Source organism: Pyrobaculum calidifontis JCM 11548, from assembly GCF_000015805.1.
Lineage (GTDB): Archaea > Thermoproteota > Thermoprotei > Thermoproteales > Thermoproteaceae > Pyrobaculum > Pyrobaculum calidifontis.
The window spans coordinates 49015-75175 of sequence record NC_009073.1; the positions used below are offsets into that span (position 1 = coordinate 49015).

General features: G+C 57.0%; 34 protein-coding genes and 2 tRNA genes. 21 read left to right on the forward strand and 15 right to left on the reverse strand.

Annotated elements, in window-relative coordinates; translation table 11 throughout:
- Window positions 1-7: 7 nt before the first annotated feature.
- From PCAL_RS00240 to PCAL_RS00250, 3 genes are read left to right on the forward strand one after another with little or no spacing between them, the layout of a single operon-like run.
- Complete coding sequence (locus PCAL_RS00240; RefSeq protein ID WP_011848744.1) at window positions 8-1069, forward strand: Clp1/GlmU family protein; 1062 nt, start codon at window positions 8-10, stop codon at window positions 1067-1069.
- 30 nt (window positions 1070-1099) lie between these two features.
- The gene (locus PCAL_RS00245; protein WP_011848745.1) at window positions 1100-1987 is read left to right on the forward strand and encodes a CPBP family intramembrane glutamic endopeptidase; all 888 of its coding nucleotides are present in this window, start codon (window positions 1100-1102) and stop codon (window positions 1985-1987) included.
- Window positions 1988-2014: 27 nt separating this feature from the next.
- On the forward strand, window positions 2015-2614 hold the full coding sequence (locus PCAL_RS00250; protein WP_011848746.1) for a PaREP1 family protein: 600 nt from the start codon (window positions 2015-2017) through the stop codon (window positions 2612-2614).
- A 5-nt stretch (window positions 2615-2619) separates the two neighbouring features.
- Here PCAL_RS00250 and PCAL_RS00255 read toward each other — a convergent pair.
- Window positions 2620-2748, reverse strand: a tRNA-Glu gene (locus tag PCAL_RS00255).
- A gap of 120 nt (window positions 2749-2868) precedes the next feature.
- Between PCAL_RS00255 and PCAL_RS00260 the strand changes: the two genes are divergently transcribed.
- A tRNA-Arg gene (locus PCAL_RS00260) sits at window positions 2869-2962 on the forward strand.
- Between the two features lie 189 nt (window positions 2963-3151).
- On the opposite strand, the gene PCAL_RS00265 is transcribed toward PCAL_RS00260, so the two are convergent.
- The 3 genes from PCAL_RS00265 to PCAL_RS00275 are packed head-to-tail and all read right to left on the reverse strand — an operon-like array spanning window position 3152 to window position 4737.
- The gene (locus PCAL_RS00265) at window positions 3152-3463 is read right to left on the reverse strand and encodes a hypothetical protein (RefSeq protein WP_011848747.1); all 312 of its coding nucleotides are present in this window, start codon (window positions 3461-3463) and stop codon (window positions 3152-3154) included.
- On the reverse strand, window positions 3439-4332 hold the full coding sequence (locus PCAL_RS00270) for a 4Fe-4S ferredoxin (protein ID WP_011848748.1): 894 nt from the start codon (window positions 4330-4332) through the stop codon (window positions 3439-3441). The genes PCAL_RS00265 and PCAL_RS00270 overlap by 25 nt, the downstream gene beginning before the upstream one ends.
- A gap of 3 nt (window positions 4333-4335) precedes the next feature.
- Window positions 4336-4737, reverse strand: coding sequence for a YkgJ family cysteine cluster protein (locus PCAL_RS00275; RefSeq protein ID WP_193322951.1), 402 nt, complete (start codon window positions 4735-4737; stop codon window positions 4336-4338).
- Window positions 4738-4869: 132 nt separating this feature from the next.
- Between PCAL_RS00275 and PCAL_RS00280 the strand changes: the two genes are divergently transcribed.
- The 8 genes from PCAL_RS00280 (at window position 4870) to PCAL_RS00315 (ending at window position 9393) form a co-directional block, all read left to right on the forward strand.
- A complete protein-coding gene (locus PCAL_RS00280) occupies window positions 4870-5016 on the forward strand; it encodes a hypothetical protein (protein ID WP_193322746.1) in 147 nt (48 codons plus the stop codon).
- 31 nt (window positions 5017-5047) lie between these two features.
- Window positions 5048-5359, forward strand: a complete 312-nt coding sequence (locus PCAL_RS00285) for a 50S ribosomal protein L14e (RefSeq protein WP_011848750.1) — start codon at window positions 5048-5050, stop codon at window positions 5357-5359.
- Window positions 5356-6357, forward strand: coding sequence for an RNA-guided pseudouridylation complex pseudouridine synthase subunit Cbf5 (locus PCAL_RS00290; RefSeq protein WP_011848751.1), 1002 nt, complete (start codon window positions 5356-5358; stop codon window positions 6355-6357). The genes PCAL_RS00285 and PCAL_RS00290 overlap by 4 nt, the downstream gene beginning before the upstream one ends.
- Window positions 6358-6365: 8 nt before the next feature.
- Window positions 6366-6659, forward strand: coding sequence for a DUF211 domain-containing protein (locus tag PCAL_RS00295; protein WP_193322747.1), 294 nt, complete (start codon window positions 6366-6368; stop codon window positions 6657-6659).
- Window positions 6656-7150, forward strand: coding sequence for a hypothetical protein (locus tag PCAL_RS00300; RefSeq protein ID WP_011848753.1), 495 nt, complete (start codon window positions 6656-6658; stop codon window positions 7148-7150). The genes PCAL_RS00295 and PCAL_RS00300 overlap by 4 nt, the downstream gene beginning before the upstream one ends.
- Before the next feature lie 21 nt (window positions 7151-7171).
- Complete coding sequence (locus PCAL_RS00305) at window positions 7172-7630, forward strand: hypothetical protein (RefSeq protein WP_011848754.1); 459 nt, start codon at window positions 7172-7174, stop codon at window positions 7628-7630.
- Window positions 7627-8559 (forward strand): Gfo/Idh/MocA family protein, encoded by a 933-nt coding sequence (locus tag PCAL_RS00310; protein WP_011848755.1) that lies wholly within the window; start codon window positions 7627-7629, stop codon window positions 8557-8559. Before PCAL_RS00305 ends, PCAL_RS00310 begins: the two co-directional genes overlap by 4 nt.
- A 291-nt stretch (window positions 8560-8850) precedes the next feature.
- The gene (locus tag PCAL_RS00315; protein ID WP_011848756.1) at window positions 8851-9393 is read left to right on the forward strand and encodes an ATP-binding protein; all 543 of its coding nucleotides are present in this window, start codon (window positions 8851-8853) and stop codon (window positions 9391-9393) included.
- Here the strand turns inward: PCAL_RS00315 and PCAL_RS00320 are convergent.
- A complete protein-coding gene (locus PCAL_RS00320; protein WP_011848757.1) occupies window positions 9380-9958 on the reverse strand; it encodes a CPBP family intramembrane glutamic endopeptidase in 579 nt (192 codons plus the stop codon). The two genes, PCAL_RS00315 and PCAL_RS00320, sit on opposite strands and share 14 nt — an antisense overlap.
- A 26-nt stretch (window positions 9959-9984) precedes the next feature.
- On the opposite strand from PCAL_RS00320, the gene PCAL_RS00325 reads away from it, so the two are divergent.
- A complete protein-coding gene (locus PCAL_RS00325; RefSeq protein ID WP_011848758.1) occupies window positions 9985-10455 on the forward strand; it encodes a hypothetical protein in 471 nt (156 codons plus the stop codon).
- On the opposite strand, the gene PCAL_RS00330 is transcribed toward PCAL_RS00325, so the two are convergent.
- Together PCAL_RS00330 and PCAL_RS00335 are read right to left on the reverse strand one after the other, a co-directional pair.
- Window positions 10445-11233, reverse strand: a complete 789-nt coding sequence (locus tag PCAL_RS00330; RefSeq protein WP_011848759.1) for a nicotinamide mononucleotide deamidase-related protein — start codon at window positions 11231-11233, stop codon at window positions 10445-10447. The two genes, PCAL_RS00325 and PCAL_RS00330, sit on opposite strands and share 11 nt — an antisense overlap.
- Before the next feature lie 8 nt (window positions 11234-11241).
- The gene (locus PCAL_RS00335; protein WP_011848760.1) at window positions 11242-12099 is read right to left on the reverse strand and encodes a DMT family transporter; all 858 of its coding nucleotides are present in this window, start codon (window positions 12097-12099) and stop codon (window positions 11242-11244) included.
- Window positions 12100-12145: 46 nt separating this feature from the next.
- On the opposite strand from PCAL_RS00335, the gene PCAL_RS00340 reads away from it, so the two are divergent.
- Complete coding sequence (locus PCAL_RS00340; RefSeq protein WP_011848761.1) at window positions 12146-12556, forward strand: peroxiredoxin; 411 nt, start codon at window positions 12146-12148, stop codon at window positions 12554-12556.
- Window positions 12553-12804: a sulfurtransferase TusA family protein gene (locus tag PCAL_RS00345; RefSeq protein WP_193322748.1), complete on the forward strand. Its 252-nt coding sequence runs from the start codon at window positions 12553-12555 to the stop codon at window positions 12802-12804. Before PCAL_RS00340 ends, PCAL_RS00345 begins: the two co-directional genes overlap by 4 nt.
- Here the strand turns inward: PCAL_RS00345 and PCAL_RS00350 are convergent.
- Both PCAL_RS00350 and PCAL_RS00355 read right to left on the reverse strand, forming a co-directional pair.
- Window positions 12755-13144: a DsrE/DsrF/DrsH-like family protein gene (locus PCAL_RS00350; protein ID WP_193322749.1), complete on the reverse strand. Its 390-nt coding sequence runs from the start codon at window positions 13142-13144 to the stop codon at window positions 12755-12757. The two genes, PCAL_RS00345 and PCAL_RS00350, sit on opposite strands and share 50 nt — an antisense overlap.
- Before the next feature lie 211 nt (window positions 13145-13355).
- Window positions 13356-14015: an endonuclease III domain-containing protein gene (locus PCAL_RS00355; RefSeq protein WP_011848763.1), complete on the reverse strand. Its 660-nt coding sequence runs from the start codon at window positions 14013-14015 to the stop codon at window positions 13356-13358.
- Between the two features lie 47 nt (window positions 14016-14062).
- On the opposite strand from PCAL_RS00355, the gene PCAL_RS00360 reads away from it, so the two are divergent.
- From PCAL_RS00360 to PCAL_RS00370, 3 genes are read left to right on the forward strand one after another with little or no spacing between them, the layout of a single operon-like run.
- Window positions 14063-14548 carry a hypothetical protein gene (locus PCAL_RS00360; RefSeq protein WP_011848764.1) on the forward strand — a complete coding sequence of 162 codons (486 nt, stop codon included), beginning with the start codon at window positions 14063-14065 and terminating at the stop codon, window positions 14546-14548.
- 43 nt (window positions 14549-14591) lie between these two features.
- Window positions 14592-15365, forward strand: a complete 774-nt coding sequence (locus PCAL_RS00365; RefSeq protein WP_011848765.1) for an ATP-binding protein — start codon at window positions 14592-14594, stop codon at window positions 15363-15365.
- Between the two features lie 48 nt (window positions 15366-15413).
- The gene (locus PCAL_RS00370) at window positions 15414-16886 is read left to right on the forward strand and encodes a carboxypeptidase M32 (protein ID WP_011848766.1); all 1473 of its coding nucleotides are present in this window, start codon (window positions 15414-15416) and stop codon (window positions 16884-16886) included.
- Here PCAL_RS00370 and PCAL_RS00375 read toward each other — a convergent pair.
- Window positions 16858-17535 (reverse strand): tRNA(His) guanylyltransferase Thg1 family protein, encoded by a 678-nt coding sequence (locus PCAL_RS00375; RefSeq protein ID WP_011848767.1) that lies wholly within the window; start codon window positions 17533-17535, stop codon window positions 16858-16860. The genes PCAL_RS00370 and PCAL_RS00375 overlap by 29 nt on opposite strands.
- A 14-nt stretch (window positions 17536-17549) precedes the next feature.
- On the opposite strand from PCAL_RS00375, the gene PCAL_RS00380 reads away from it, so the two are divergent.
- Complete coding sequence (locus PCAL_RS00380; RefSeq protein WP_011848768.1) at window positions 17550-18011, forward strand: phosphopantetheine adenylyltransferase; 462 nt, start codon at window positions 17550-17552, stop codon at window positions 18009-18011.
- Here the strand turns inward: PCAL_RS00380 and PCAL_RS00385 are convergent.
- The 3 genes from PCAL_RS00385 to PCAL_RS00395 all read right to left on the reverse strand — a co-directional run bounded on the left by PCAL_RS00385 (window position 17988) and on the right by PCAL_RS00395 (window position 20575).
- A complete protein-coding gene (locus tag PCAL_RS00385) occupies window positions 17988-19304 on the reverse strand; it encodes a M28 family peptidase (RefSeq protein ID WP_011848769.1) in 1317 nt (438 codons plus the stop codon). The two genes, PCAL_RS00380 and PCAL_RS00385, sit on opposite strands and share 24 nt — an antisense overlap.
- A gap of 87 nt (window positions 19305-19391) precedes the next feature.
- Window positions 19392-19763: a hypothetical protein gene (locus PCAL_RS00390; protein ID WP_011848770.1), complete on the reverse strand. Its 372-nt coding sequence runs from the start codon at window positions 19761-19763 to the stop codon at window positions 19392-19394.
- 14 nt (window positions 19764-19777) lie between these two features.
- The gene (locus PCAL_RS00395) at window positions 19778-20575 is read right to left on the reverse strand and encodes an arginase family protein (RefSeq protein ID WP_011848771.1); all 798 of its coding nucleotides are present in this window, start codon (window positions 20573-20575) and stop codon (window positions 19778-19780) included.
- A gap of 105 nt (window positions 20576-20680) precedes the next feature.
- Between PCAL_RS00395 and PCAL_RS00400 the strand changes: the two genes are divergently transcribed.
- Complete coding sequence (locus PCAL_RS00400) at window positions 20681-21550, forward strand: prephenate dehydratase (RefSeq protein WP_406626764.1); 870 nt, start codon at window positions 20681-20683, stop codon at window positions 21548-21550.
- On the opposite strand, the gene PCAL_RS00405 is transcribed toward PCAL_RS00400, so the two are convergent.
- Window positions 21525-22076: a PaREP1 family protein gene (locus PCAL_RS00405; protein ID WP_011848773.1), complete on the reverse strand. Its 552-nt coding sequence runs from the start codon at window positions 22074-22076 to the stop codon at window positions 21525-21527. The two genes, PCAL_RS00400 and PCAL_RS00405, sit on opposite strands and share 26 nt — an antisense overlap.
- Before the next feature lie 61 nt (window positions 22077-22137).
- Here PCAL_RS00405 and PCAL_RS00410 point away from each other — a divergent pair, with 61 nt between their 5' ends.
- On the forward strand, window positions 22138-24030 hold the full coding sequence (locus PCAL_RS00410) for an aldehyde ferredoxin oxidoreductase family protein (protein WP_011848774.1): 1893 nt from the start codon (window positions 22138-22140) through the stop codon (window positions 24028-24030).
- On the opposite strand, the gene PCAL_RS00415 is transcribed toward PCAL_RS00410, so the two are convergent.
- Window positions 24013-26139, reverse strand: coding sequence for a DEAD/DEAH box helicase (locus PCAL_RS00415; RefSeq protein WP_011848775.1), 2127 nt, complete (start codon window positions 26137-26139; stop codon window positions 24013-24015). The genes PCAL_RS00410 and PCAL_RS00415 overlap by 18 nt on opposite strands.
- Between the last annotated feature and the right edge of the window lie 22 nt (window positions 26140-26161).

Below are 26161 nucleotides of genomic sequence, written 5' to 3' on the forward strand. Positions count from 1 at the left end.
TGCTTATATGTTTACCATCGAAGTGCCCCCAGGCCACGCGGCGCTTGTAAAAGGCCCCGCAGAGGTCCTCTGCGCGGGCAAATGCGCCGTGTTCGGAGGCCACTTCGAGAGCTTCACAGTACCTCCCCACAAGCGGTACCCAGTGGAGGGCCCCGCCACGCTCAAGTTAAAAGGCGGCGAAGTCGCGCTAGTGGCCGAGCCGGCCATTCCGCCCGACTGGGCCCTCGAGGCGGTGGATGTGGTGGCCCTCGTGGGGCCCACAGACGCTGGGAAGAGTAGCTTGGCCACATTCCTCCTCAACGTGCACGTGGCCAGGGGGAAGAGGGTGTGCGTAGTAGACGCAGACGTGGGCCAGTCCGACATAGGGCCCCCAGGCTTTGTGGCATATAGTTGCACCTCGGCGCAAGTTCCACACATCTCAGAGCTCAGCCCCTTAAACGCCTACTACGTAGGCGCCGCGAATCTACAGGGGCTTGAAGACCTCCTCGTGGCGGGGGTAGTGTGGGCGTTGAAGGAGGCCATGTCCACGTACCCCCACCTCGTCTTAATAAACACCCCTGGGTGGACCACTGGGAGGGGCTTGCAGTTGCTCAAGGCTTTGGCCGACGCCACAGCCGCCGAGGTTGTAAACATAGGCGAGAGGGTATTGCCCGGCGCCGTGGTGTCACGGCCGAAGTACGCCCTGCCCCGCGGCCCCCAAGAGAGGAAAGAGCTACGCGTCTACTCCTACAGACGCCACGTATCGCTGAGGGGAAAGGTCGCCGTAGAGCTCGACAAGCTTAGAAACTGCGCGTGGGACAAAGGCCTGACCTGCCTCTGGGGCAGATACGTGGCCGCCGACGTGGAAGAGCCGGAGAAAAAAGGCAGGGAATACGCAGTGCCCTCGCACTACCTACGCCACATATTCGCCGCCTTGTACAAGGGCAAGAAGCTTGTGGGCTACGGCGTAGTAGAGAAGTTTGAGCCCAAGCCAACCCTTTACGCATCGACGGAGGACTTCGACGAGGTTTGGATAGGCAAAATTAGGATAGACCCCCACACCCTAGAGGAGCTCGACCCACTCCCCTGAACGCTTAAATAACGCCGGCCACTTGTGTACATGAGCAAGCCCGCCTCCGCAGTGCCGCTCTTCTTAGCCACGGCGTATCTCACAGCCCTCGTCCTCGACGTCGCCGCTCTAGAACTTGTCACCCCGGCGGCCAGCTCGCCCACGGGGCTCGCCGTGTGGGGGATTACAAGAATGTGGAGCGTGGCACTCGCAGTAGTCGTTGCTCTGTGGGCCGAGGGGAGGCTGAGAGAGCTGAAGGAGATAGTCGGCCTCTCGGGGAGGGTCCTCTTGCCCTATTTCTTCGCTCCCCTCGTCGTCTACGGGGCCTTGGGGATATACATCGCGCTGGCGGCCCCCCTAGGCCTCTTCCAATTCCAGGCGTACATAGACGCAATAGCCAACGCGATTAGGCAATACCCAGTCCAAGACGCCGAGGCCTTGGCTAGAATCGTTGCGTATGCCCAAATCGCTGGGGCCTACATAGCCGCGGTTACAATAAACGCCGTAGTGGCGCTGGGAGAGGAAATAGGTTGGAGGGGCTACCTCTTCCGCAGACTAGGCGGCGAGGCCAATTTGCGCAACGTAGTGATAATAGGCGTGGTTTGGGGGCTGTGGCACGCGTCGGCCATACTGCTCCTAGGCTACAACTACTACTACAATAGGTGGCTGGGAGTGCCCCTCTTCACCGCGTTTACCACCGCCCTCACCTACCCCCTCCTCCTCTTCGCCAAGAACAGCGTCCTTCCCGCCGCGTCGCTACACGGCGCGGTGAATGCCCTCTGGCCCCTTACAGTGGCCGCGAGCTATCTGCCCCCAGAGGCTAGAGAGCTGTACCTCGGTATCGGCGCCCTGGGCATAGCCGCTTGGGCTCTCACCTCACTAGCCCTATACGCCGCCTACGCCAAAATACGCTCAGCCAAGCAAAACGTGCCGACTTAGCTTATAACTGCACACCCATTTTGGCCCATGGACGCACTTCAACACCTCGTCGACTTTATCAAGAGGAAAAAACCCGACGAAGACCCAGTGGCGTATCTCTATAGACTGGTCGAGGAGACCCTAGACCCCAGCGAGCGCGTCGACTTCTACGTAGAGTCCTCCGAACACTTCTGGCGTGAGGGGCTCGAGCTAGTGGAAAAAGGCGAGTTGAGACAGGGAAGCGAGAAAATTTGGAACTCAGTGGTCCAATTAGTCAAAGCGGCCGCCGAAAAGAAGGGCCTTAAACACCACACCCACAGACTCGTGTGGGCCACCGTTAGGAAAATAGCCATGGAACACGACCCCGAGACTATCACCCTCTTCGCTGCAATAGAACAACTCCACATAAACTTCTACGAAGGGCACTTAGACAAATGGGACGTGGAAAAGCTCACAGAAGCCGCGGCCAAGCTCAGAAAGGTGCTATTCGCGTACTCAATGCAAATAAGGCAGGACATGCGCAGTAAGATAATTCGCAGTACATCCTCACATCTTTTATTCCTCAACCCCCTCTCTACACCACGGAGATGTATCCTTAACTCGAACCGCATACGCCCCCTACTTTCTCTACTGTATCTTGTAATATAAAGACGTGGTGCCCCGGCCGGGACTCTCAGGGGCTCCCCTTTTGAACCCGGGTCATGGGCTCGATTGGCCTGTAGCGTACATAAGGCCCACATCCCTAGTCGGGCCTCCCTTTGACCGGGCTAGACTACCGGGGCTACATCTCCTGTACATCCCGCTTTATAAGTTTTTAGCCGTGTGCGGCCGCTCGTCACTTCATACGTTCGCTCTTTGTTAACCGTTGCTAAACTTATAAACAACGAGTTCAAACATCGGTAGGGCCCGTAGCTCAGCCTGGATAGAGCGGCGGCCTGCGGAGCCGTAGGTCGTGGGTTCAGGCAAAGCCGCCCAAAAATCCCATCGGGCCCGCCAGCGTCATTCTCTCAAATTGTACGTGGCCGACGTCGGCTTGTGTCAAGTTAGTTCTTCTAGTATATAAAGAGGAGTGTAAAGTACATTATTTAAGCAGATTGAATGTAGGACTCATGTCGGAGGAGAGTAAGGAGAAGAAAGAGCATGAAAAGAAAGGTTTGAAAGTTGTGAAGAGGTACGAGACTTACATCACTGTTGTAAAGATGGAGGTTCTTTGACGCATAGGAGTTTTAACAGGCCTTTTGTCAAGGTTTGGTATACCAAGCATTTTTCTTCCTGGCCTGTGCATTTTGTGGTACAAGTTATTTGGTAGCCTTCTATGTGGCATTCCATTTCAAATGGCTCGCCTGTGGCGTCTATGTACCGGGCCCCAATTCCATATGCCAGAGCCGCGAGCATGAGGTCTATGGGTCTTGCCCCGCGTATGTCGATTTCTCTGTCTCCCACTACCACCTTGTCTCCTGTGAATTGTACCTTCAGCGTATGGCCCCTCTTGTGCATACCAGCGCGCAGGCGCTACAGCCCGTGCAAGTGGGGAGTATCTGTGGGTGGCCTGCCGGCGACGGCGTAATGGCGGGGCAGGCGGTTTTTAGGCATTCTCCGCATCGGTCGCAGAGCGCTGGGTCCACTGTGTATTTGCTGACCTTGGGGCTGTAGCCCACTGCCCGCCTTTCGAAGAGTTGGCAGGGGTCTCCCTCCTCGTTTAGTGCCACTACGTAGCCCCCCATCTTCACGACGGTCTCCGCCAGCTCGTCTCTTTGCTTGACTATGGCTATGACGGGGCCCGCCCTGTAGCCTCCCATTAAGACGCCCAGCGCTATTGCCCCGGCCTTGAGCGGGGGCAGATGCACGTCTACGACTTCTGCTACCTCTCTTGGGAGGTGCCATGTCGGCGTAACCATGTAGTCGGGCCCCGCGGGGGCTGTGGGCTTTAGTCTCACGTCGGAGATTACTATCGGCACGTCGTCTCTCATCTTCAAGAGGGTGTAGAGGCAGGACATTAGGGGGAGGAGCGGGTGGCCCACTTTCGCCTCTTCGCCGCCTCTGGCCCACCTCCAGGGCCTCATGTAGTGCTTGTTGAATGTGGACACTCGGCGCGTTGTCGTCGGCGGGTCGGGGCCCTCGTAGCCCACAAGCGCGAGCTCTGCCTCGGACACGGCCACGGCCTCTTTTATGTCTCTGTGGCAGGGGAGGCCGGGCGGGCAAGGCTTTATGAGTAGAGCGCCCCAGACGGCCCCCTCGGCGGCTTTTAGCGCATTGGGGCTGGGCTCTGCGTGGACTAGGGCGCGTCTAAAGGTCATGGACAAGCCAACTCCAATGGCCAACTTCTCGTCGTCGTCCCAGGGCCCCTCCACTATGAACTCCACCACGGCCTACTTAATCCTTAGCTTTATCAATAGTTTCTTCGTTGCCTCCTTCTCTGCGGGGAAGTGGTCGAGGGGCTTTGGGCCATTTACCTTTACCCATAGGCACTTCTCTGAGAGGTATATTTCGCCCGTCTTGAGGTTTAGGACGAGCGGGTATATTCTACAGGCGAGAGGCTTCTTCTCGTGGATAGTGCACTTGCCCTTGTAGAAGGGGCACCACCCTCTGATAATCCACTTGTACAACTTGACGCCGTTGTAGGAGCCTATTGGCTCAAACTCCAGCTTGACGCCTATCTTCTCTGCCTCGCGTTTGAGCACCTCTATCTCCTCCTCCAGCACCACTGGCATATCTTCGTATGCCTCAAATTTGCAACAGTCGGCGGGGCACCCAATGGGGCATGTAAACACGTGGGGCTGTAGCCTCATGGTTAAATACTTTGTATAATGTATTTTCGACGTTATCTCATAGACTTAGAAATAACTATCCTTGTACTTTTGTAAACTAAATTGCCTCTAACACCTCTTGAATAAATTTTAAATATGGCCCTATCTCTTTTCAAATTATTAAAGAGAGGCATACGAATAATTAAAGAAAGAATTAAATATGTGCCACAAGTCTTCGCACATGAAGAAGGAGAAGAAGGAGGAGAAGAAAGAGGAGAAAAAGAAGTAACCCCCTTTTGTTAAGATTTAAAACCCCACCCTTTTTCCCCTTTCGATGGTCAAGGTTATAGATGTGGGCAGGGTCGTAGTCAAAGTGTTGGGCAGAGAGGCTGGCAGAAAGGCGGTGGTAGTGGACATAGTCGACGAGAATTACGTGGTAATTACCGGCCCCAAGTCGCTGAGCGGCGTAAGGCGCAGGAGAGTGAACATAAACCACATCGAGCCCACAGACAAGAAGATTGAGATTAAGAAGGGCGCCTCTGACGAGGAGGTGCTTAAGGCGTTAGAGGCGGCAGGGCTTGTGGAGTACATGAAGGAGAGAGTAAAGCCGAAGCTGTTTGAAATTACTCCAGCCGACGTCAAGTGAAGTGCGGCAGTAGGGAGGTTTTTGTAAAACTGGAGGAGGGGACGAATCCGCAGTGGGGCAAACCGCCGTCGAGTAGAAGCGCAGAGGAGCACATACGGTACTCTTTTCTCATTTTAGACAAGCCCAGGGGGCCGACTAGCCACGAGGTTGCGGCGTGGGTGAAGAAGATTTTGGGAGTGGAGAGGGCTGGGCACTCGGGCACTCTGGACCCGAAGGTGTCCGGTGTCCTTCCAGTGGCCGTGGCTGAGGGGACTAAGGTGCTTATGGCTTTGTCTAGGGCGGACAAGGTCTACATAGCCGTGGCCAAGTTCCACGGCGATGTAGACGTAGAAAATCTGCGGAGGGTGTTGCAGGAGCTTCAGGGGGAGATCTACCAGAAGCCCCCGCTCCGCTCCGCGGTGAAGAGGCAACTTAGAACGCGCCGGGTTTACTCCCTGGAGCTTTTGGAGCTTGACGGGAGGTACGCAGTGCTGAAAATGCACGTGGAGGCCGGCACCTATGCTAGAAAGCTTATCCACGACTTGGGGGAAATCTTGGGGGTTGGGGCAAATATGAGGGAGCTCCGCCGCGTGGCGGTCTCGTGTTTTACAGAGGACGAGGCCGTGACTCTGCAGGACTTGGCAGACGCGTACTACATTTGGAAGAAGTACGGCGATGATACATATCTCAGGAGGGTGTTGCTCCCAATAGAGGAGATAGCGAGACCTCTGCCCAAGATCTGGGTCCGCGACAGCGCCGTTGACGCCCTCTGCAACGGCGCCCCCCTCGCTGCACCCGGCGTGGCCAAGTTTGAACACCCGTTTAGCCGCGGCGACTTAGTGGCCTATTTTACGCTTAAGGGCGAGCTCATAGGCATTGGAAGAGCGCTTGTCGACAGTGAGGAGGTTAAGAAAATGGAGAAGGGGCTTGTGGCGCGGACCGACCGGGTGGTCATGCCCCGCGGCACCTATCCGCCCATGTGGAGGCGAGGCGGTAAAAGCTTTAAAAGTGGCACCTAGATAGGGTTGTGGGGGATCGTCCTCCAATACGTCGCATGGTGATAGACGCGGCGATACCTACCAAGGGTGTGACAATAGTGGACGTCGCCAGAGAGCTCTATAAAGTGGAGGGCGTGAAGGCGGTTAGAATTACCGTAGACGATGTGGATGTAGACGTGTTGGGGCTCGCAATAGTGGTCGAGGGGGAGAACATAGACTACAGAGAGGTGGAAGAGGCTCTTGAGAGAGTCGGCGGCGTTGTCCATTCTATCGATGAGGTAGTAGTCGGCGAGTATATACCGCAGGCCGGTGCGACCACGTGAGATACTTAGTCCTAGGCGTAGTGGACGGCCTAATTACTGCGGGCACTCTCTCTGCCACGCTAATTTTTAGGGGAGGCGGCATAGGCCTAGACCTCTTGGTGTCGCTGGCTGTGGTAGTGGCTTCGATAAACGCGCTTACGGTCTTCGTAGCGGAGTTTGTTCAACAGATGCAAGAGGTCAAAGAGGTCGCCTACAAGGTCTCTCTGAGGGAGGAGTGGCTTAGGTGGTCTCTTTTGCACACCCGTGCGCTGTACGCCACGGCCAAGTCGTCCGCGTTCGCCTTCGTCTCCTCTCTGGCTGGGGCGCTGGCCGTCTTAGCGCCCGCTGCCGTCTTTCCGCCAGCGGCCCCCCTCGCCCTTGCCCTGGCTGTGTTGGTCGTGGGCGCTTTTCTAGCGGAGTCGTGGGGAGACTTCGCCTGGGTGGTGGGGATGATCGCCTTGGCGGTGGCTGTGGGAGTGGCAGTGGGGCTCGCCTTCCCAGTAATTGCTTAAATACTGGCCCTAGGTAGAGCCGTGGCTACGCTTCCAGTAGAATACCTCCGCACAACTAGGCTCTTTAGGGAGAAGGCCGGCGATGTCGAAATCATATCCTTCGAGGTGCCTACCCACAAGTACTTCTCCAGGGGCGAGGTGCCCTACCTCGCCACCGCGCTTGACGTAGATTTGAGGAAGCTTGAGAACATGATTTCAGACATGAAGTACGGCCGCGTGGCGGTGGAGAAGCTCTGGGCGTATAGGCTCGACGGCGACATGATCAGAGAGAGTAAGAAGGTGTTGTTGCCCGACTTGGCGAGCAACCCCGTAGACGGAGAGGTGGAGGAATACGAGGACTTCAAGGTGTTGAAGATACACGTGGGCTCTCTAAGGGAGCTGGTACGAATCTACGTCAGACAGCGGCCCTCGTTTAAAGAAGTAGTGGTGTACAGAAGGCCGCCTCACCCGGCTCTGGTGAGATACGTGGCGTACTTATGAGAGTCGCTGTGGTGGGAATAGGGGGTTGGGGGAAGAACCACCTCAGAGTCGTAGCACAGCTCAGGGGCGAGGGGCTTGTCGACACCGTATACGCCGTGGACATAGACGAGACCAGGCTACGGTGGGCCGAGAAAGTCTACGGCGCACAGGCTGTAAGAGGTGTGGAGAAGGCCGCCGACCTCGACGTAGACGCCGCCATAGTGGCAACTCCCACGACGCTGCACGCGCGCCACGCCGCACTCTTTCTCTCAAGGGGCGTGCCCACGCTGGTGGAAAAGCCATTCACTGCGACGTTAGGCGAGGCCTACGAGCTACTGGACTTGGGCAAGAGGACCTTAGTCACCACGGGGTACCTCCTCAGATTTCACCAGGGAGTTCGCTACGTCAAGGCGAATTTGTCTAAGCTGGGCCGCTTCCTCTCTGCGTATGGGAAAAGGACGTCTCGTTGGCCAATAAGGCCAGGCGACGTCGGCGTAATAAAAGACCTAGCAATCCACGACATAGACCTCGTGACGTACATCACGGGGGAGAGGGCGAGGGCGGTATACGCCGCGGGGGGCTCCACGAGGGGGCAATACGAGGACCACGCCCAGATATTTGGACAATACGGCGGCTCCTCGGCGATATTTGAGGCCAACTGGCTTACGCCGTACAAGTTTAGGCGGATTGAACTGACGGGGGATCAGGGCATATTTGTAATAGACTTTGTCACAGACGAGGTCTACTTCTACGGCGAAGACGGCGTATATAGGCCCAGGCTTGAGGTCGCCGAGCCCCTCCTACTGCAAGACAGAGAATTTCTGCTGGCAGCCTCTGGCAAAGGCGGAGAGGTCGTCGCAGTAGAGGACATCGTCTATACATTGAAATTGTGCGAGGCGGCCGTTGTCTCTATTAAGACAGGCAAGTTAGTGGGCTTAGACGAAGTATAGGGTAGAGGGCTTTTAAGGGGCCGGGTGGTTGGGTAGCGGAAAAGCGGCGACCTAGGGCCAAGCCGCCAAGGCCATTGCCCAAGCCACAACCGCCTATACCGCGAAAGAGTTATAGACAGGAGAGTGGAGGCGAGGCACAAGAGACGTGTCATACATATATCACCGACGAGGGCTCAAGACCGTTGGACTTAAGGCGGAACGGCTGTAGACGAAAGTTTAGGCGGCGCCAGTCTCTACGTATACTGGCGTTATTTTACACGTGGCGGTTTTTTAACAAGTGGGGCAGAGTGCATGAAGGGAGAGGATTTTTCACTGTACGACGTGGAGAGGGCGGAGCTTGGGGAAGAGTTCAAGTTGGCCCTATCTAGGGCGTCTGATGGCGCCAACGTGTTTATTGTGGGGCCGGCGGGTAGTGGGAAGACCCTAATGCTTAGGAAGCTGGGGCTCTACCTCTCGAGGGCGGGGCGGCGTGGAGTATATGTAAAACTCGAGTGGGTGAAGTATGGTTGGGGTCTCTCTGACTACGTGAGCCGATACGGCGCAAGGAGTAGAGAGCTCACGGGTCTCGACGGAGGCGTTGACGCCGACTTGATACTGCTCGACGACGGGGAACTGGTGTGGGGATACGGCTCCGCGTACAAGAACCTGCTGAGAGACTTAAGAGGCCGCCAGATTGTTGCGGCTTTTAGGGAAATTGATATGGACGCCGCGGCTCTCTTGTTCGGCGACGGTTTTGTGATATATCTAAAGGGAGAGCCTGCAGAGGCCCCTGTGGCGAAGTCACCGTTTGGGTTCGCCTTTCTGAACAAGTCTGCGGAAATTATTGTAATATAGGGTAGAGGGCCAAGAGGTTGTTTACCCCGTGTAGCAAGGTTGCGAAGAGGAAGCCGCCACCTCTGAACGCGTGTGTTAAGACGAGGCCGTAGGCGAAGTACAACGGGATTAGTGCTGGAAAGCCGTGTGCCGCGGCGAATGCAAGCGCGCTTCCCACATACGCCACGGCTAGCCCCGCCCTCTTCTCTAGTTCTTGGAAAAGGATGCCTCTAAACAGCGCCTCCTCCGCCGCTGGGGCTAAGACAATGGCCGAAAGCGTGAGGTATATTTTCCACTTGTCGCATGTGGAAAGCATTGACACTATGAGATTGGTCACGTCGTACTGGCTGAGGAGAGGTGCTAGTGCGTACTGTAGCGCCCACAAAGCGGCCATGGAAAACGCCGCCACTGCCACATGCCTTAAATTTCTCGCCACGTACGGCCTTGCGTAGTAGGCCAGCGGCGTCATTACTAGATACGCAACAGTTATCGCGGCGGCGAGGCCGCACTTGGGCGTATACATGGCCGCGACGCCTCCCGCCATTAGCGCCAAGGGAGGCAACAGCGCCACTACAGCCGTGCGCATATGTTTAAGTACGGCTTAATTAAAATGTGGAAATCGCCGTGGCGGCGTCGACAATAGGCAAGAGGCGGTTTTTCATCGACATAACTCACTGGGACAGTGTAGATAGGTTTCACAAGCCCTTCCTGGTAAACCCAGGACACCCGGCCGGGCTCTCTGTAGCAGTGTTTGACCTATCTAGGTACATAAACGAGGTGGCGCAGATATATAAAGAGGCCTCAGAGGCCCTCGCATCGGCCAGGAGGGAGTTTGTAAAATCGGCGTCTAGGGCGTGGCCGCTGAGATTCCTCCTGCCCGCGAGAATTGAGCCGCCGGCGCTGGGCCCCGAGTGGGAGATAAAGACGCATGTGGAAAACGTCATTGGTAAAAAATTCGGCGGGTGGGGAGAGGTGTTGGTGGGCCGCGTAGCGGTGGAGGTGAGAGACCGTGCGGTGTACATAGGCGGAGTGCCCTCAATAGGCCACACCTACCTCAGGATGCTCGGCGCCCTCAGTATATAGCCGCGTTGCTGAACTTCGACTTAATCAACTCGACCAGTTTTTTCAAGGCCGCATCTACGGCGCCTTCGGCTTCTTGGGGAGTGGGGGCGCTTGCATATATGTGGATTTGGAGGAGGGGGGCGTCTACTTCGAGTCCCTTGGGGTGGCTTTTGACGTATACCCTGGGGTTTTGCCGCATGACCTCGCGTATTATAGGCGCGACGTCGGCCTCTGGGACCCCCCTCACTGTCACAACTCGCTCGGAGAAATGCGCCGGGGGCCCCCTCGACTTAAGCAAGGGCTCTACATAGCCCTCGAAAATGGCCTCCATCTCCCTCGGCACGCCGGGCAGAAGGACCACGATCTTGCCCCCCGTCTCGTATAAAATGCCAGGCGCCGTGCCCACTGGGTTGGGGAGGGGGACTGCGCCTGGGGGCATCATGGCCATCTTTACCCTCTCCTCAGTCATGGGGTACCCGCGGCTGGCGTACTTCTCCCTGACCATCTTAAGCGCCTCCTCGTTGACCACCGGCTCTGCCCCCAGGGCCTTACAAAAGGCGAGATTCGTTATATCGTCAGGAGTGGGGCCCAACCCGCCCGTGGATATGACCACGTCAGCCTTAGCCATCGCCTCTCTAAAAGCCTCGACTATGTCCTCCTCCACGTCTGGAACTACCACAATCCTTCTAACGCTGTAGCCCAAATACGTAAGCTTTGACGCCAGCCACGCGGCATTAGTGTTAACCACGCGCCCAATCAACAGCTCGTTGCCAACAGTAATTATGTAGGCCGTAGGCACGTCTACACCTACCTCCCCGTTTTTATCTCTTCCCAGACCACGAGCAAGATACCCACCAACGTCGCCGCAATACCCACCGCCTGTAGAGGCAAGGCGCCGACGGGGGTCTCCACATAGCCCGCAGGAGTCTCACCCAGTAGAAGAGCCGCAAGTAGAGTGGCGCCGACGGGCTCCCCCAAGACGCTTGTGGCAACAGTAATCGCCCTGTACTTCCCCAGGAGGTAGTTAAACACAGTATGCCCAGCCATCATGGGAATTGACGCTATTAGGAGAAACATTGCGAATACCTGCCAGCTGTAATTAAAGAGGTTGGACCCCAGGACTGCTCCGGCCAGTAGGCTAACTGCCGCGGCGCTTCCATACGCCACTGCCACATATCCCCAGGTATTAACCGCGCTACGCACCACCCTGCCGAGGGCTAGATACCCGGCGAAAGACACTGCGCCTAAAATGGCCAGCGCATTCCCCAGAAGCCCCCCTGGCGCAAACGTGGTCAACAAGGCCCCGGCGGTTGCCACAAGGACCCCGGCCACGGCCCACTTCCCCACGCGCTCCCTAAGCGCCCTGGTAAACAAGAGCATTACCACCGGGTGTATATTTACCAGCGTCGTGCTGGCGGCCACCGTGGTTAAAAAGAGCGACGGTATCCAGCTCAAGAAGTGCACTGCCAGCAAGACGCCAGACGCAACAGAATATGCCAGCTCTCTCCCCCTGGGCAGACCCCTCGCCGCGGCGAAAGGCGCCACAATGAGAGTGGCCAGCGCCAGTCTCCAAAACGCTATGGCCACTGGGTCCGCCGGCGTGAGTCTAATTAGGATAGAGGCGGAGGCCACCGCCAAGACGCCGATTGGCAGAAGCCAGAGCATTGAGATAAGAGCCGCACACCTTATATACACACATCCGTGTTTACACATGAGGTTCCCAGACGTGGAACTGGAGGCCCACACCGGCGAAAAAGTGTCACCGGCGAGAGTGGAAAAGGCCGTAGTATACTTCTTCCCCAAGGCGTTTACACAGGGATGCACCAGAGAGACAATACGGTTCAACGAGCTCTACGACAAGTTCAAAGCCAAGGGCTTTGAAGTATTTGGAGTGTCCACAGACAGCGTGGAGACCCTGAGAAAATTCGCAGAAAAGTATGGGGTCAGATTTAAGCTACTAAGCGACAGAGGAGGCGCGCTGGCCTCTCAGCTGGGCATACTGAGGCCGACTGGCACAGCCGAGAGAGTGACCTACATTCTCGTCAAAGGAGAAATAATCCACGTGTTAAAGGGCCTGCGTAGCGCGGACGAGCACGCAGACAAGGCCCTCTCGTTGATATGAAGGTCTACGAGGTGAAAGGCCCCTGCCCCGAGCTTAGCATTGTGCTTGCGAGAATAGCGGCTGAGGCCGCCGAGGGGGAAGAGGTGAAGATTGTGAGCAAGTGGCGCTACGTGTTAAACGACGTAGAAAAATCGGCCAAGATCATAGGGCTTGAGGTAGTGAGCGCCCGCGCCTTAGGCGACGTGGTGGAGGTTGTGGTTAAAAAGTCAGCACGAGGTCGGCCTCTTTTGCAAGAGCTAGAAAGGTGAGAGACCCCGCGACCTCCACCCCCTCCAGCGGCTCTACGCCAAGCATCTTCAACACCGGCTCGTCGACATAGACCTTAACCCCCAGAGAGAGGCACTGCCTCGCCAGCTCCTTCACGCTGGCAGCCCCCAGTCTCTTAAGCCTGCGCTTAATGAGCCACATGGCCAAGGCCGGGAGGCCCAACAGCCTAGTCCTTGGCCTCTTGCTAAATATGAGGGCCCCAAGGCCTGTGGCAAAGAGGTGGACCTCGTAGCCCATGGCCCTCGCCGACGTTGCCACCACCAATGCATGATAGGCACGCGCTATGTCGTTGTCGGCGAGCATAATGACGACCTTAGACATAAAAATGAGAGGTCGTGTATTTAAATGGTGATGATCCAATGCAGGCGGCGACTCTGTGACCGTTGACCTGCCGACTGACCCGGCACGCCAAGCCAGTGATTTTGGTTTATTCGCCGACAGCACGATTGCCCTGTCCTGTGCTTCAGGGAGTGCCGTGGCTTTTACGCAAACTCCGCCGTGTAACATACACACCGTTGCTACCCACTGCGGACTAGCGACGTGTGTAAGACGGGCACTTGCTTCCAATAGGACATATATGGCATTTGGGGGCCCTTGCTGTGCATATGTCGCGGCCGAATTGAATTAGCTTTAGGTGTACTTCGAGGTATTTCTCGGGTGGCACAGCCTCCATAAACCTACGGCTTATTTCGCCGTGGTTGCCCACAATGCCCCACCTCTTAGCTATCCGCCTTATATGTGTATCAACGGGGAACGCGGGAAGACCCAGATTCACCAAGATTACGTCGGCCGTCTTTTCTCCAACGCCCGGCAGAGAGAGGAGGAACTTCCTAGCCTCGACAGGGCCCATCTCCCTGAGCTTCTCGGGCGTCACCTTGTGGCGTATAAACGCATCTGCCAAGGCTCTAATGTTCCTGGCCCTTATGCGGTACATGCCAGCTGGCTTGATCAACTCGGCGAGCTCGTCCTCCGAGAGCTGTAGGACCGCCTCTGGTGTAATTTCCCCGAGCCGCCTTTTCAGTTGGTCATACGCTTTAAAGGCGTTGCGGTCCGATGTATTTTGGCTCAACACCACTGCCACAGCCATTTCGAAAAGATTGCCGCCCCTGCGCCAAACCACCGGCGCTATGAATTCGTTTAGTCTCAACTCCACGGTCTTGTCTACGGCGTCTATGAACTCCCCAAGGTCCATAGCGTCATCTTAAATCCCGTGTTTATATTCCACCCCCTACCCTTAACGTGGAGGCCAAGTTTTCAGTGCGCAAGTCAGACTTTGACAAGTTTGCGGAGAGGCTGGGGCTTAACCCAGAGGAGCTCCTCTCGCATCTAAAGGCGGAGGTCGTAAAAGTAGGGCCTGGGTTTAGGTACGTCATAGACATGGAACACTTCTTCTTCTATGTCATTGCCAAGCTCCACGGCCAGCAGAAGTCCAGCGGCGGGGCGCAGGTAGATGGGCGTAGCTTTGAGGAGGCGTTCAACAGGGCTGTGGACGCCTTGGCGGGGGCCAGCGGCTATGCGAAGCTGGCCGAGGTTAGAGAGGCTGTGTGTAGAGAGCTCGGCATATCAGAGGAAGAGTTTTCGAGGAGGCTGGCCGAGCTTGTGCAAGCCAAGCGCGGCGCCTACATCTTGTTGGAGGGCGGCGACGTGAAAGTGCAAGTGGGCCCAAAGAAGTATGGCTACGTCAAACGAGTAGAGAGAAAGGTGGCCGAGGTGGTGTACTACTAACATCATACCTCGCGTTGATTAATTAATAGACCCGCAATAGTACGTGACTTGCCACATTCCCACTTGGCCTGTGGCCAGCGACAAAATCGCCCTCGGCGGTAAGTCGTGGATAAGGGCCGTGGAGTCGCTGATAAAGCTCACCTCGGCGTATCCCATGGCCGTGTTGTTGGGCAGAGCCGGCATGGGGAAGAGCCAGGTGGCGTTGGAGGTGTGTAAGAGGACCAACTGCATCTACATAGATTTTACGGAGATGGGGGAGAGGTCTATGGCGAATATAGCCGCGGTAGTGGCGTGGCGGCTGCTCTCCCGCCACGGGGGGAGGGAGGCTAAGAGCAGAATAGTCGAGGCGTATAGGAAGTTCGGCTACGAGGGTCTCCTTTCTCTGGCTAGGGGGGACCCCACCTGGACTCTAAAAGCCGCATTGGAGTTGGCCGACACGAGAGTGGTTGTAGTCATAGACGAGCTGTTGCCCTCCGCCGAGGACCCCAAGTTCTTTGAAGCAGCGTACATCCTCCACAGGATTAGGAACATGAACTTGCCCAACGCCTCCTTCTTGGTTACCATGTTGCCAGAGGTCTACGAGAAGATCGTAGAGAGAATACCGCCGTTGGGCAACCTATTTCTACACGTCACCGTTCAACTGCCTGACGTCATTCCCGAGGAGGAGGTAGAGGACTTGGTCTCATCATTTTGTCCAGAGAAAGCCGAGTTAGCCAAGAAGATTTTGCAAGAGAAGCCCGATATAACCGTGAGAGAGTTGCTCCTAGAACTCAACAACTTACCTTCGCGGCGATTTGTGGAGTTGACGCCAGTATAGTAGACGTAGGTAACATAAACGATTAAAAGTAGAGATTTCTTTGTTTTAATGATAAAGTCCGAGACCGTGAAACAAATCCTAGAACACTATAGGGTGATTTGGGCGCTTTCGCACGCCCAAGGAGTCATGGGATGGGACAGCGAGACTTATATGCCAGAGGAGGGGATAAAGGCGAGGGCGATCGCGAGGGCCGAAATTTCGCAACTTATTCAAAAGTTTATGCTTGACGAGAAATTTGTCAAGCTGATTGAAAAGGCTGAGGAGGAGAAGGATTTAACAGACGTGGAGAGGGGGATTGTGAGGGTGTTAAAGCGAGATCTAAAGTACTACCAGAGAGTGCCGCCGGAGGTTGTCAAGGAGTTTGCTAAAGTCACCTCCGAGGCCTTTGTGGCGTGGCGCAACGCCAAGGAGAAGGCTAGGTTTGGCCTCTTCGCTCCGTACTTGGAGAAGATTGTGGAGTTGTCTAGGGTGATTGCGGAGAAGTTGGGGTACAAGGAGCATCCCTACGACGCCTTGTTGGACTTGTATGAGGAAGAGCTGACTTCAAGGGACGTGGAAGAGGTCTTCTCAACGCTGGAGCCAGGCGTAAGGAGGCTTTTGTCTAAGCTGGAGGCTAGGGGGTGGCCTAGGCGCCACCCGCTGGAGGAAATGCCGTATGAGAGGCCCCGCGTAGAGGCGGCTATATTCGAGGTCTTGGAGCTCTTGGGCTATCCCAAGGCTAGGTTTAGAGTAGACGTGTCGCCGCACCCCTTCACCGTGGGTATCGGGGCCCCCTACGACGTGAGAATCACCGTCAGATTTAGAGGGGTGGACTTTAGAGAGCCCCTCTTCTCGGCGCTTCACGAGTATGGCCACGCCCTCTACGAGCTGAACATTGACGAGTCTCTGGCGTTTACGCCTGTTGGAACAGGCGTCTCGCTTGGAGTACACGAGAGCCAGTCGCGCTTCATGGAAAACATTGTTGGGAGAAGTAGAGAGTTTACTGGAAAAATCGCGCCTATCCTAAGGCGCCACCTCCCCCTAGAGCAGTACAGCGACGAAGACCTCTACTACTACTTCAACGTGGTTAGGCCCAGCCTTATAAGGACTGAGGCCGACGAGGTGACGTACAACCTCCACATACTGCTGAGGTATAGGTTGGAGCGTCTGATGATCGCTGGAGAGGTTAAGGTAGCCGATCTGCCAGAGCTTTGGAACAACGAGATAGACCGCCTCCTCGGCGTAAGGCCGAGAAACGACGCAGAGGGGGTGTTGCAAGACATCCACTGGGCCCACGGCAGCATAGGCTACTTCCCCACGTACACGCTCGGCAACGTTGTGGCGGCGATGATTTACTACAAGCACGGCAGAGTAAAACAGCACATCGCCGACGGCGACTTCGCCTCCATAAAGGAGTACTTGAGGGAGAAGATCCACAGGTGGGGCGCCGTCTACCCGCCCAAGGAGCTTTTGACGAGGAGCTTCGGCGAGGCCTACAACGCGGAGTATTTGGTTAAATACCTCGAGGAGAAGTACCGCTAGTACATACATCGCATAGGGCAACCAACGCCTCGCATAGCCCCTCTCGCCTATAACCTCCCTCCTTTTTCATGGTCGACCCCCACGCCAGCTCAAAGTCCGCAATTTCGACCTTGGGGAGGAGTTCCTCTATATGCGGCGTATGTGAATTGATTAGCCCAGCTCCTCTGGCCAACTGGACCACGTAGTTGTTTAGCCCGACTCTCGCCCTGTACAAGACATATGTCGCGGCATCGCACCTATCTCTTAGCCTTATCACTCTCCCGTCGAAGTGCAACGGCCTGGCGAGTCTGGCGGTGAGCTCAGAGGCCGCGTGTGCCGCCAGCACGCTCACTATCTTGAACGTCCTCCCCCCATAGGGGGCTTGCCCCAGGAAAATTAGGTTTATCTCGTCGCTTACCACGTGTACAAGCTCTGCGCCGTACGTAGCCGCAAGCGTTTTTGCAGTATCTACCAGAGCCTCGTGTACAACCCTGCTCCGGGGGTGTGGGAAGTCCCTTAGACGTTTGCCAAATCCAACTCCGTCTAGTCTAACGGCGAAGGGGGGCGCCGCGGGCTCGCATACGGCCTCGCGTTCTCGGTACGAGGCTTCGAGGGCCTTTGGGTTTAGTCTTACCAGGGTAGAGACGACGTGGGCCACATTAATATACACGAGTTAAATAATGCGTGCAACTTAAATTCAAGAACGTAGTCCTGGGGGGCACCTTCGACACTCTGCACAGCGGCCACATAAAGCTGTTGGCCACAGCCACGTTGATTGGGGAGAGGGTGTTAATAGGCTTGACTAGCGACGCCTTTGCCTCCTCCTATAAGCAGTACAAAGTCAAGCCCTTCTCCGTGAGACTTGCCAATTTGAAGAACTTAGTCAGCCTTATAGCCCCCGAGAAGGAGGTGGTGTACGCAGAGATAAATGATCCCTACGGCCCCGCCGCTGCTGACCCCAGGCTTGAGGCCATTGTAGCCAGTGTGGAGACTCTGCCGCGCGCTCTACAGATCAACGACTTGAGGTCGGAGAGGGGGCTTAGGCCGATGGAGGTGATTGTAATATCCACAGTGAGAGATGGATATGGTCACGTCCTCTCCTCTACGTATATTAGGAAGGTCTTAGAGAAAATGCAACAGTCCTAGCGCCGCCGCCTCTCTATACACCTCCAATGCGTGGGAGCAGTCTCCTACGCAGAGGGTGGGGCCGCCGAATACGTCTATACGGCGGTACTCAGACCCCCTCTTTAGCGTCTCAAAGACGTTTACGTATGCCACGTCTGAGTGAGAGAAGTCCTTGAATAGAGTTAAGTAGTTGTAGACGAGGGACCACGCCTCGTGTGGGTCCTCCACCGGGGGGAGCCCATACTCCTCCACTCTTACGCTGGGAGTTGCCGGACCTATTTTTACAATTCTCTTGGCCAAATCTGCGGCGTACAGGACGTTCTCATAGTCAGCCTGGCTGTCTAGGGGGCTGTGGTACACGTCCCAGGTGTCCCACAGAGAGGAAATGGTGACCGAGGGAAGCCCCCACCTCTCGTAGTGTACACTGTCGAAGTAGGCCTGCGGGTTCTCCACGGGGCCGAGCCGTTCCAGCTGCCCGTGTAAGTAGGGGGGCGCGTATATCCTTGGAGTGCCAACCCCCACTACGTCTATGTTGACGAGGAAAGTGGGGCGCCACCGCCTTAGGTAGTTGTAGGACCCCCACGACCAGTAGAAGGAGGGCACGTGGGGCGCCACCCCCTCCTCCGCGGTGAAGAGGCCAAGCGCTATGGGCACGTCCTCTGCCACTAGCTCGCTGAAGGCCACCACGGCGGCTTCTACGCCGGCGCAGTTGTCCGTTGCCCCCGACAGCCAGTGGTCCCAGTGGGCAGACACCATTGGGGTATTTTCAAAACTGTTAAAGGCGATTAAGCTGTAGCTATACGTGACCCTAGTCTGTACATTTACCTCGAGGCGGCCTCTCTCGCCTAAGAGGCCTTTGACGCCTTCTATGCTTGCGACGGGCACCGGCGGCGGCGCTGAGTCTAGCTTAAACCCAAGCTCGCTGGTGACCACCACCCGCCTAGGCGGCGACCCCGTAAAGATGACTGCCGCCGCCCCCCTCCTCGCCGCGTCTATTACGACGTATTTGGCGTCGTCTAAGTCTTGTGGAAACTCCGCCACGGCTATGTTGCCCTCCACGTCGCCGTCCACTGGCACAAGCCTCCCCTCCACCACCGCGCCCCTTGAATATGGCATTGCCAATCCCCGCAACTCGGCGCCCCCCACCTCCAGCCTAGTGCCCACGTCGCGCCAGTAGAGCACCTCCACTGGCGAGAGGTGAAACCACACGCCTGGCGCGTCTAACGCCGTAATAAGCCACTGCAGAAACTCCCTCTCCTCCGGCGACCCCGCCACCAGGTCTGTAAAAGAGGTGCAACGGGAGAAAACTTCCACGGCCTCGGGGAAGATAAACGTTTTAAATTATCTCACCCAGCCTATTAGGCGGGTTTGTTGACTCGTGAAAGATAGAACCCGGCCTGATTAGTGATGGGGCTCCGCCTCGTTTGGCCGCGTTTCTACCTCCTTGTAGCTTACCGCGAGCAGTATTTGGTCTAGCTTTGTGGAGACCTCTCTGAGGACTTTTGCCACGTCGTCAGACGTTTGGCTCTTCTGCAGCGCCTCCACCGCCGACTTAAGTTGTTTAACTACGTCAACTAACTCGTCTAGTCTACGGAAGGCGCGCAGTACGCCGTCGACATCTTCTCTAAGCTGATCCACCTTCCGCATGTTTACGTAAAGCGCTAGCACTATGGCGTCCTGTAGCTCTAGCCTCTTCTTCTTCTCCAATTTCTCAAAGGCCTCAGCCGCCAACATCTTTATCGCCGCCTCTGCCTTCTTTATGTAATCTTCCACGAAGAGCTGTAACCCTATTTTTTAAAAACACTACTTACAACGCGCCTCACCTCGCGCAAAGCCTCTTCACTCTCCTCGCCAGGCGCCGGCTCTGCTCCTCTGCCAGCGACGCCCGCCAAAAGGCTCCCCAACGCCGAGGCGAACACCTTAGGCGTAGAGGTACACTCTATAGATATGTAGAACTGCCGCCCCCTAAGCGCTTCCCCAAGCTTGTAGAAGAGGTACTCGCCAGCGAAGAAGTGCCCCGTGGGGTCTTCCCTATGTATATCAAAGCCAAGGTGTATTGCCAAGGGTCCCTCCGCCTTTAGCACGTGGGATATGGCCAGCCAAAAGCTCCTGTCCCCGGCGCCAGGCGGCATGGGAATGGCCACTGCCTTGTGTCCACGCCTATGTATATACCTCTGAGGGGGGCCGTCGGCGCCGCCGTATATTAAATACAGCGGAAATTTATACTCCATATGCGCCTCCCACGTGCCGCGCGGAAAGTGGCCGTCTATAGACACAACAGCGGCGCCTAGCTTCCTCGCTATATAGACAACGGCGTTGAAGAAGTGGCCACCTCTAGCCGCGTGGGGCCCCGCCATCATTGTGCCACCTATGTAAAACACCGCCTGCCTCTTGCCCAAGGCGGCGTTAGCCACGGCAACGGCCAAGAGCGGGCGCTCGCCAGCCCTCTTGGCAGCCCGCAGAAAGATCTCGCTGTGCACAAGCAGTAAGTCCTCCCAGGCGCCCACCCCTTCCACAGCCTCCGCGCCCATTTCTCTCAACGCCTTGGCAGGCCACTCGTCGAATTTGACATGTGTAAGCAACACGGCAACACTACGCCAGCTATAAATAACTGCGACAACAAAGATAAATACCGCAGTGGTTATGGCCTCAATGCAGGGGTTCTAGAACTAGAGAAGAGGCTCTACGAACTGCTTAAAAAGCGGGCAAAGTACAACGTCCCGCCGCTCATCGACGGCCCCCTTGCCACAGTCATAGCTGCCGAGGTCGGCAAATTGCACAAGCCCACTGTGGCCTACCTCGGCCCAGAGCGCTCATTCACGTGGGAGGCGGCAGTCGCGCTGTTTCCCCACGGCGTGTATAAACCGGCTAAAACCATCACCGACGTGTTTAAGGCCGTTGAGGCCGGCGACGCGTTGTACGGAGTTGTCCCATTTATAAACAGCCTAGAGGGGCCCGTGGGGGAGACCGTAGACGCCTTAGCCACCCACGACTTGAAGATTGTGGCAATGGGCGAGCTTAGGATTGTGCTCTGCTTGGCAAAGAAGGGCGTGCCGCGTGTTGTTTATACGCACCCCCACGCGGCGGCGCAGGCGCGCAGAGCGCTACAAGCCCTAGGCGCAGAGGTGGTCTACACCGCGTCGACCTCGGAGGCGGTTAGGGAGTTCGAGAAATGCGACAACTGCGCCGTCTTAGCTTCTCCAAAGGCGTTGGAGGGCGTGGAGAAGACCTGCGGCGTTGAAGACGCTGAGAGCTACACGAGGTTCGCAGTAGTTTCGCGAGAAGGCGGCGTGGGGGAGAGGGCGCTACTCATATTCGCAGTGCCAAACGTCCCCGGGGCGCTCCACAAGGCGCTGGGTCCCCTCGCGAGGCGCGGGATAAACATGACCCTGATCTACTCCAGGCCCACGAAGCTCTCCCCCTGGGACTACTACTTCTTGGCGGAGGTGCAAAGCGGCGAGGGGCTGGAAGAGGCCTTGGAGGAGATGGGCCACTACACCACAATGCTAAAAGTGGCGGGCAGATACAACATAGTCACAATACAGCCAACTCAGCCCTGACGCCTTCTAGCGCCTTCTCAACCTCCTCACTAAACTGCACCTTTTCCCTCAAGCGTTGCACATAGTCAACCACGGCTGATACAAGCTCTACCACTGCCCTCGCCGCCTCCTCCCTTGTGCGGTACTTGATCAACGCCATGTCTGGGTCTGGTCCGTGGTATTGGTAGTCGTGGAGATTTAGCGCCAAATTCGTCCACGCAGACACATCTCGGTACCCCAATTCTCTCAACATCTGCGAAAGCGGTATCATCTTCGTAGTGGGGACTCGGGGCACCGCCCTCTCCTCTAGCCACCTCCTCTCCTCTTCTGTCTTTGCCAAGGCCTTCAGCCGCTCTAGCTCAAGCTTGAGGAGGACCGCCAGCACAGTCCTCCACGCCTGGAAGGCCTTTCCAGCCGCGTTGCGAGTAAGGCCGCGTCTGAGGAAGTCAATGGCAAGCTTGGTCTCCACCAACGCTTCGAGTAGGCGGGCAGAGGCGTAGTCGGCGGAGGAGGGCTTTGGAAGAGGTCTCTCTATGGCTTCGTACATGGGGTTTATGGTCGGCTTTGTTTATGAGCTAAGTGTTATAAAGGGGGCCTCCCTCTTTTTCATGTATGGTGTGGCTGGTGCCGTTGTATATATTGATCTCTCAACTGGGCGCGTTGAGAAGATAAAGTTGGGGGAGGAGGTTTATAAAAAGTTTTTGGGCGGTGTGGGGCTTGGCGCTTGGTTCCTCCTTTCTAGAATGGCGAAGGGCACGGACCCCCTGGGCCCTGGCAATGTGCTTGGATTTGTCTCAGGCTTGTTGAATCTTTCCAACGTGCCTCTCGCAGGGAGGTTTATGGCGGTGGGCAAGTCGCCTCTCACCGGCGGCTGGGGAGACGCAAACGCTGGCGGGAGGTTTGGCCCCAAGCTTAAGGAGGCTGGGTTTGACGCAGTTTTCATTTGCGGCGTTTCTGAGAAGCCCGTCTACATACTTATCGAGAACGGCGAGGTGTACATAGAATCTGCGGCAGATCTGTGGGGGAAGACGACGAAGGAGACCGAGGACGAGCTTAGGCGGAGGCACAGGGGGGCGCAAGTGGTATCCATAGGCCCCGCCGGGGAGAAGCAACAGTTGGTGGCGGCTATTATAAACGAGTACGGTAGGGCTCTGGGGCGGTCGGGCCTTGGAGCAGTTATGGGGAGCAAGAGGCTTAAGGCCGTGGTAGCAGTTGGAGACAAGCGCGTCGAGGTCTACGACAGAGATCTTCTGAGACAGAAAATTGTGGAAATAGTCCAGCTACAGAAGGGTCCCCGCGCCAGGGCGGCGGAAATTTGGCACAAGTATGGGACCTTATACACGCTGGAGCCCAGCATACTCTCCGGCGACACGCCTCTGTACAACTGGAGGGGGCTGGGCTACGAGGAGGTGAAAAGGCTGGCAGAGGTCTACAAAGCAGACTACTTCATTAAGGACAATGTAAAGCCGTATGCCTGCGCCTCGTGTACTGTGGCATGCGGCGCGTTGATTAAAAGCCGCACCAAGTATGGAGAAGTGGAGGGCCACAGAGCTGAGTACGAAACCGCCTCTCTCTTTGGCCCAGCGCTACTAAACCTAGACCGCGACTCCGTGGTGTATATAAACGAGCTCTGCAACCTCTACGGCCTTGACACCATCTCCACGGCCAACGTAGTGGGCTTTGCCATGGAGCTCTACGAGAGGGGGGTATTGAGCGAGCGCGAAGTGGGCTTTCCACTGAAGTGGGGCGACGCCGAGGCGGTTATAAGGCTGGTGGAGCTCATTGGAAAAGGCGAGGGGATAGGCAGAGTCTTGGGCCAGGGGGTGAAAAAGGCCTGTGAAATAATTGGCAAAGGCGCGTGTGAGTATGCCATGCACGTCGGCGGCCAAGAGCTCCCGGCGCATCACGTGAAATATCTGCCGGGCCTAGCGGTGACGTATGTGGCAGACCCAACCCCGGCGAGGCACACAGCCGGCGGCGTACACTTCATGGGAGAAGGTGGCAGATCTACGTGGACACAGTTCGACTTTGGGATAAACTTTGGCAAAGTAGAAAAGTACGCCTACAAAGACAAGGGCAGAATAGCGGCTGTGTACGCAAAGGCGGCTCAGGTGGAAAACTCGCTGGGGTTCTGCGCATTTTCATCTCAAGTGGTATTCCGCACGTTGCCCTACGTGGAGTTGATATATGCCTTCACCGGCCTCAAATTTACGCCGCAGGAGTTGCTAGAGGTGGGCCACAGAATACAGACAATGCGCAAGCTATTCAATATAAGAGAGGGCGTAAACCCCACCCAGTGGAAACTGCCAAAGAGGGCCCTGGAGTACCCCAAAGAGGGCCCACTCTCAGACGTAAAAATGACGGAAGAAGACGTGGAGCTCATGAGGCGCGAATACTACGAGGAAATGGGGTGGGACCCGGCCACCGGCGCGCCGCGCAGAGCCACGCTGGAGAAACTCGGCATACTAGACCTCGCAGAGGGCCTAGACCTCCCCCCGTAGCCCCTCGGCCAGCATCTGCCTAGCCTGCTCAATCACAGACTCCGCCAGTTTTTCCCCAAAGCCCGGCAACGAGGCAATCTCTCTAACGGTAGCCCTGGCTATGTCCTCAAGCGTCCTGTAGCCAAAGTTGTAGAGCGTGCGGGCCCTGACGCGCCCCACCCCCCTGAGAGAGGTCACTAGGCCTAAGAGCTCCTCCCTCACCCCGTACACCACCCTCGCCGTGACCACCTCAAGCCTCTTCCCGTGCTCCTCGCGGCCCACGAGACGCGCAAGCTTGGCCGCGGCGTTGCCAAGCCACTGGAACAAATCCACGTACACCCTCAAATCGCCCGGAGCCACGTCGAACTTCTCATATATCACGTCCTCGTCGACTTCCTCAATCCACGCCATGAGCATAGACGCGGTCCGGGCCAAGTCCTCAAACTCCTCGTCCTCCTCCACATCCAACGCCGCGAGGATTCCCTCTACCACACGCTTGTCCGCCCTGCCCCTCCTCACCCTGGGGAAGTCGGGGGCTGTCAAGACCACGTAGAGGTAGGCAGGCACGTTCCCCGCCCTCAGCGACTTGATCAGCCGTATGTAGCCGGCGGCCACCTCTGGATCTAGGTAAAGCCTAGCCACCTGTCTCCCAAGCTCCGTGGCATATACAAAGTCGCCGTCTCGCTCAAGGAAGCCCCACTCCACTAACTCCTCCACCACGCCGCCGATCTTAGACCTGAGGATAGACAACTTGAGCGAGGTCTTCATCTGCGCCGCGCCCAGGGTGTTGGAGAAGAAGTCCACAAGGTCGTCTAGAGACTTGGCGTAGCCCCCGCCCACGGCGCCCAGCACGTGGGCCCTGAGGTTGGGCTCAGCCAAGATGTGGGAGCGGACCCCCTCCACTTGCCCCCTCACATAGCGCTCCATTAGGTACTCCGCCTCCCCCTTGCTCCTCGCCACAAGCACAGCCTCGCCGTATGGATCCAGGCCAGGCCTCCCCGCCCTCCCCGCCATCTGCCTATACTCAAGCACGGGGATCTCCTCCCGGCCAAGCGCTGGGTCAAAGCGCTCGTAGTCGGCGACCACCACACGCCTCGCCGGGAGGTTGACCCCGGCCGCCAGAGTCGTGGTAGACACCACCACCTTGAGCAAGCCCCTCCTAAACCCATCCTCCACAAGCCTCCTCACCTCTAGCTCAAGCCCCGCGTTGTGGAACGCCACCCCCCTCGCCACAAGGTCGGCGAGCTCTCTGCCAATGATCTTGCTAGAGGACGCCTTGAGGACCTCCTCGGCCAGCGCCTTGGCCCCCCGCGGCACAAGGCCGGCCGCCTCCATGGCCTTCGCCACGGCCTTGGCCAGTCTGACGGTGGAGCTCCTGCTGTTGGTGAAGACCAGGGCCTGGCCCCCGCCTGCCACCGCGTCCACAGCCAAGGCCACCTCCGCGTCCCCCGGCGCGTTCACGCGTTGCATGGAGCCGTCGGAGAAGCGGATCACCCCGCCGTGGTACACACCCTCTCTGAGGGGCACTGGCCGCCAGCTAGACTCCACAAGCCTAGCCCCAAGCCACGCCGCCACCTCCCCCGCGTTCCCCACAGTGGCGCTCAAGCCGATGAACTGGGTTTTTAGGCCGAGGTGCCTCAGCTTAGCCACAATAGACTCGAGGACGGGCCCCCTCCTCGGGTCCCCCAGGTAGTGAATCTCGTCCACCACCACGACGCCCACGAGCCCGAGCCAGTTCGGCCTATGGCGCAGGAGGCTGTCCAACTTCTCATACGTAACCACCACCACGTCAAACTCGTGGAGCCGCCTGTCGTCCGAGTCAAAGTCGCCGGTAGACACCCCCACTTTCACAAGCCCCCTGTAGTAGGAGAAGTGGACAAGCTTCTCATAGGCAAGAGCCTTGAGGGGCACAGCGTAGAGCGCCATGCGCCCCTCCAAGCCCGCCTTGACCGCCGCCACCTCGGCCAAAAGCGACTTCCCCGAGGCAGTCGCCGTACATAACAAGACGCTCCTCCCGTCAAAAATCCCGGCCCTCACCGCCTCCACCTGAGGCGGAAACAGCCGCCCCACCCCACGCTCCTTAAGCACGGCAATGAGCCTGGCGTCCAGAGGAAGCTCAGAGACCTCCACGCCACACATAACACCTATAAAA